Genomic DNA, 4,659 nt, shown 5'->3' on the forward strand with positions numbered 1-4,659 from the left:
GGGCGATGGCCTTAAAAATCGTCAGAAAGGAACTGTAGATGGACAATATATCATCCCATGAAAAGAGAAGCACCGCGAATTCTTCGGGGGTTAGTAGTCCCTATCTTACGTGTTCAGAGGCGGCAAACTATCTGCGTAAATCCCCGGGTGCTATGAGAAACCTAGTTTTGCGCAAACAAATCAGTGCCTACAAAGTGAATCGTCGGTTGCTGTTCAAGAAAGTGGAGTTGGACAGGTGGTTGGAGAAGTGCCGGGTTGGTAATTTGTATGGATACTAAAGGCATCAAACAAATTGCAGAAAGTGGGCCCCATCAGTTTTTGGTAAGGATCAAAGTTAAGGGAAAGATCGATCCGGCGATTGTTACCCAGCGCGAGAGTAGTAAGAACATTCGCACGATTGAACAGGCAATCAAAATCAGAGATGCGCTAATTGATGAGGCTCAACGAGAAGTAGCTCGCCGTGAATACTTGGGCTCCACGCTTGGTCAGATCATTGAAGACTGGGAGACCGGGGTTGTGATAAACAAATTTTTACCGTGCAGTAATTACAAAATCCACGCTCGATGATTACGGTCAGGTGCTTCGCAAGTACATCTCTGACTGGTGGAAGCGATCAGCGTCTGAGATTACACCTACTGAAATAGTTCAACGCTTGCATCATATTCATTTCGAGATGGGCAAGTCGCGCGGAGTTCAACTTAAACTAAGAAGTGCTCTGAACACGATATACGACTGGGCAATCACTGCTGGCCGAATTAAAGGTATCCAGCAAAGTCCGGCGAAAGACGTGCCCCTAATAGGTCGCAAACATGAAAAACAAAAGCCAATTCTCAATCTACAGCAGATCGAAAATTGCTCCGAAGCAGCCCAAGGCTACAACCATCCTTGGTATCCAATTTGGTTATTCAGTCTTCATACTGGAACCCGCAGCGGTGAGGCTTTGGCTCTCGAATGGAGTGACGTTGATCTTGAGAGTCGGAGACTTTTTATCAATAAGTCCTACAATGGTAGATTCAAACGAATCGGGCCGACAAAGGGCGGATACTGGCGCGAAGTGCCGATCAATGACGAACTTGCGAGACTGCTGAAAGAGCTTCGAGCGAAGCATTCGGCAACATCAAATTACGTCCTACCTCGAATCACAAATTGGGAGCGGGGGTCACAGGCGCGGGTCTTGAGAGAGTTCTGCAAACTGATTGGAATCCCTGAAGTGAACTTCCACGCGCTCCGAGCTTGTTTTGCCACCCAGCTCCTCCGTAACGGTGTCGAGGCTGCGAGGCTGATGAAGATATGTGGCTGGAAGGAACTTGAAACCATGCAGCGATATATTCGTTTGGCAGGGGTTGAGGTTGAAGGTGTCACTGATTCGTTGAAGTTCACTACTGCCGACGAGGCAATGGCAAAGGTTGTTAAGCTATTTGGAGATAGGAGTTGAGTATGACTGACACGGATATTTCAAATTTTCGTGCTGGCTACAATGAAGCTAGGTCGATTGCTATGGGCAGAATCAAAGAGATCGTTTCACTTCCGAATGGCCATCTGGCCGCGTTAAAGCGTTTGATTAAAAAACTAGAAAAGAGGAGTGGGAGGATCACTGGCGTACGATCCAGGAAGAGTCTCCTGGAATTACTGTCGAGGAGTATGAAGCTGATTTAGATCGAACTGCTGAACTGATAAGGGAGGAGTACTATCAAAAAAATGGACTCATCAAATTGAGGTTATTAAAATCGCCGGAGAGGCAATGACGTCACATGACGAAATTACGATTTTGGGAGACACTCGCTTCGGTAAAACCTAACTTATTGAAATGTAAAGCGGGTTCCAGAATCCGCCACTTCGAACCAATTAAGCATCTGAATTCAAAAATGAAAATTTAAAGTCGCAAGACCGAGAGCAGATGTTCTTGTCAGACTTGGTTCTACGGTTCTCTGGTAAAAGGCTCCAAGTCACTAAGCATTCAAATCTCCCATGTGTTCTTTTCTCGCGGTATTGTTAAACGCAGCAAGCTGCCATACAATTAAAATGAGAAGATGGCCGTTTTGAAAGGGGAATATCTTTCGATTCAAAAAGAACCTGGCCTGTTGCTTGGTTAGTTTCAACACGAGGCTTATCCAGAAGATTGAATTGTAACCCTATTGCCACTGTACCGGTCTTGCCGTTAATGGCTTCGCTTTCTGGTAATCGATGAATGTTCAGGGAAAAAATTGAAAAGAACAAAAGGAAAACCAATAAACTGAGCGTTGAGATATAGGCAGTTCGCGAAGCCTTACCGGTAATGTATTGTTCCCGTTCGTCACGTTCTTTCAAGTTAGCTAAACGCTTTAAAGTTTTCTCGGGCTTCTGGCAATGCGATCAAGAGAACGAGAAATAGATCAATACTGCGAACCACAACATCAAATTCCATGAGAGTAGTTCCCATATTGCTTTTGTTAGGAAGGAGGCATCTTTTAGAATTTCTTTCTCGGGGCTAATTGTTTCCCCAGGCCATGCATATGAAAACAAATGGCAGGGTATAGATTAGATAGTTTTGGATAAGACGAATGGCTTTATTCATGGGGAGGTCCTTTCTCAAAAAATAGTTTTTCAATTCCAACTTTAAAAAATTTAGCTAAACGAAAGGCAAGCTCCAGAGAGGGATTATAGCTTCCCTTCTCTAAGGCGATGATGGTTGCTCTTGTTACATCGACGAACTCGGCCAAATCTTGCTGAGTGAGACCCCTCTCAAATCTCAATTCCTGAATTCGGTTTAATAACCAGTTTTCCTTCAATGCGTGGCATGTACCTCTCTCCATCGATAGCAATTGAATGTATAATAGACTATACATTTTGCAATGTCAAATAGACTTTACATTACCTGTCATGATGGTGTGCGAGAACAATTAGCAGGGCAATTTCTGGCCATTTTTTCAAAAATGGCCCACTCTTCTGCAAGAACGCACATCCCTTTGGATAAAATTTTTCCTTCGCCTGATTTCTTGGGCTAAATCGAAACCTGGGAATTGCAACCCCGGTCGTCATGCCTGGGAACTCCCTTTCTTCTCGAATATTCATGGAAAGTTTTTCTAATTCTGTTTCAGGTTCTACAAAATAGGATCGCATGACATTGGAGTCACGTGGGTGACGAGAATATCTCATGCGCGCCTCATAAAAGGTCCATTGATTGGCGTTATCAACACCTTCAACGATCAGCGTGGCATATCCTGCTTGCCTGGCTATTTGCTCAATCGAACGAAGAGTCAATTTCTACATATACCGGAACCTGGTTTGTCAGAGTCGATTTGAGTAATTGTAAGAGTCTTTCCCGTTTTATTTGAGGCCATATTAAAGTCGAGCTTTCGCAAGTTCATGCGGTAAATTCCGAAAGTCACGGTGCCACAGGATGATCTGTTATTAAGAAAGGTCTCAATTTCACCAGCATCGAAACTAAGGGTTTGGCGTGCGAGATCCTTATAGAAGGTGGACTCTTCGCGTATCTGATCATCGTATTTTCCGTATCTTTTCTTATATTTAATCTCAACGTATTTTTGCTGCCGTACAATTGCTCTCATAAGATGTAAACTAGGCTCGACAATTTGGTAGCCTATGATGCCCTGACTCGTGAAAATTTTTTCTAAACTATGAAGATCGTAAAAGAACTCCCCGCTGTTCTTTTGGTTTTCCAGAAAGTTTCTCAAAACAGCTATCGGTCCTATTTCGTTGGTTATACCAAATTCCGCGAGGATAGTTTAAATGTAAGAACTCCGTAGCGTATTCCATCTGCTTCACTTGGGTTTCAAGGATATCCACAACTTGACTACCACTCAATTCTCCGATCGCCGAATATTTCTGATCTCCGAAGAATAGATTCAGCTGTTAGACGGCCAAGTCTGTTCGGGTCCTCAAATTGGCTCAACCAATCAAGCTTATCAAAAACATATCTCAATGTTTGCGAATTCCAGTGTTCTCTTGCTTGAACAAAATTAAATAGGCAGGTGACGACATCCCTATAGGCGTGGCTTTGAGAATAGTGGACCTTCGCCATCAGTGCCCGGATATCGTCAAATTTGCCATGAGCAAGTGCAAAAAAATCAGCCCTGTCTTTTTCGGTGCCAACCTCAACTGAAGCGACGGCTAAAACGTCATACAAGCCCCCGGCTCCTTTTATTTCATGGGGAGCTACTAAGGACATGTTCAAATAAGTTCGATAGACCTCAACAGAACTTCTAAACTGAACGGACTCGCGATCGATTTTTGCTATTGCATTTTCTAGTCTCAATGTTGCAGTTAAGACGTTTGAAAGTTGCGAGGCGGCGTTACGGTAACCGTCTAATTCATTTGGCGAAAAAATAGCGAGGGCCACAGGATGCGAGCTTGTCGTTGGGACGAGAGGATTTGACCCACCAGGGTTTGGACCAATGCTTGTCTTGGAGCAGCCAATGATCCTGCTCCCTTTGATTCAAGGCTCATCCGAAACCCAACCGCCTTCTCACGGCCCTATCTAATAGAGTGGGTCCTCCAAGATCATGCAAAGACAGTATCAATCTCTTCGAGACTTAGAGTTTCATATTGTTCATGCCGGGATAATGACTCTTAATAGAATCTAAAATCTCATGTGGTAGCGATCATTTATCGCGGTAAGCAACAGCTCGATCAACTTGTTCAACAGATAGTTTCGAAAGA

9 protein-coding genes are annotated in these 4,659 nt (G+C 43.9%); 4 read left to right on the forward strand and 5 right to left on the reverse strand.

The genetic code is table 11. The features are described 5' to 3' along the window. Positions 1-38: 38 nt before the first annotated feature. From IPJ71_19585 to IPJ71_19600, 4 genes are read left to right on the forward strand one after another with little or no spacing between them, the layout of a single operon-like run. Complete coding sequence (locus tag IPJ71_19585; protein ID MBK7845844.1) at positions 39-278, forward strand: helix-turn-helix domain-containing protein; 240 nt, start codon at positions 39-41, stop codon at positions 276-278. After that, positions 268-567 carry a hypothetical protein gene (locus IPJ71_19590; protein ID MBK7845845.1) on the forward strand — a complete coding sequence of 100 codons (300 nt, stop codon included), beginning with the start codon at positions 268-270 and terminating at the stop codon, positions 565-567. The genes IPJ71_19585 and IPJ71_19590 overlap by 11 nt, the downstream gene beginning before the upstream one ends. A 10-nt stretch (positions 568-577) precedes the next feature. Next, complete coding sequence (locus IPJ71_19595; protein ID MBK7845846.1) at positions 578-1,435, forward strand: site-specific integrase; 858 nt, start codon at positions 578-580, stop codon at positions 1,433-1,435. Positions 1,436-1,437: 2 nt separating this feature from the next. Continuing rightward, entirely contained in the window at positions 1,438-1,656 is a 219-nt protein-coding gene (locus IPJ71_19600) for a hypothetical protein (GenBank protein MBK7845847.1), read from the forward strand. Positions 1,657-1,992: 336 nt separating this feature from the next. Here IPJ71_19600 and IPJ71_19605 read toward each other — a convergent pair whose 3' ends face one another. The 5 genes from IPJ71_19605 to IPJ71_19625 all read right to left on the reverse strand — a co-directional run bounded on the left by IPJ71_19605 (position 1,993) and on the right by IPJ71_19625 (position 4,339). Further along, a complete protein-coding gene (locus IPJ71_19605; protein MBK7845848.1) occupies positions 1,993-2,307 on the reverse strand; it encodes a hypothetical protein in 315 nt (104 codons plus the stop codon). 239 nt (positions 2,308-2,546) lie between these two features. Further along, entirely contained in the window at positions 2,547-2,792 is a 246-nt protein-coding gene (locus IPJ71_19610) for a helix-turn-helix transcriptional regulator (GenBank protein MBK7845849.1), read from the reverse strand. Positions 2,793-2,850: 58 nt separating this feature from the next. After that, the gene (locus tag IPJ71_19615; GenBank protein MBK7845850.1) at positions 2,851-3,240 is read right to left on the reverse strand and encodes a hypothetical protein; all 390 of its coding nucleotides are present in this window, start codon (positions 3,238-3,240) and stop codon (positions 2,851-2,853) included. Further along, positions 3,237-3,674 carry a hypothetical protein gene (locus IPJ71_19620; protein ID MBK7845851.1) on the reverse strand — a complete coding sequence of 146 codons (438 nt, stop codon included), beginning with the start codon at positions 3,672-3,674 and terminating at the stop codon, positions 3,237-3,239. Before IPJ71_19620 ends, IPJ71_19615 begins: the two co-directional genes overlap by 4 nt. Before the next feature lie 119 nt (positions 3,675-3,793). Continuing rightward, entirely contained in the window at positions 3,794-4,339 is a 546-nt protein-coding gene (locus IPJ71_19625) for a hypothetical protein (GenBank protein MBK7845852.1), read from the reverse strand. Positions 4,340-4,659 lie beyond the last annotated feature (320 nt).

Source organism: Bdellovibrionales bacterium (genome assembly GCA_016714165.1).
In the GTDB taxonomy this organism is placed as follows: Bacteria; Bdellovibrionota; Bdellovibrionia; order Bdellovibrionales; family UBA1609; genus JADJVA01.

Excerpts from the sequence above, each read along its gene's own strand:
- IPJ71_19585 (MBK7845844.1), top strand. The coding sequence starts at position 39 with ATGGACAATATATCATCCCATGAAAAGAGAAGCACCGCGAATTCTTCG.
- IPJ71_19590 (MBK7845845.1), top strand. The coding sequence starts at position 268 with ATGGATACTAAAGGCATCAAACAAATTGCAGAAAGTGGGCCCCATCAG.
- IPJ71_19600 (MBK7845847.1), top strand. The coding sequence starts at position 1,438 with ATGACTGACACGGATATTTCAAATTTTCGTGCTGGCTACAATGAAGCT.
- IPJ71_19610 (MBK7845849.1), bottom strand. The coding sequence starts at position 2,792 with ATGGAGAGAGGTACATGCCACGCATTGAAGGAAAACTGGTTATTAAAC.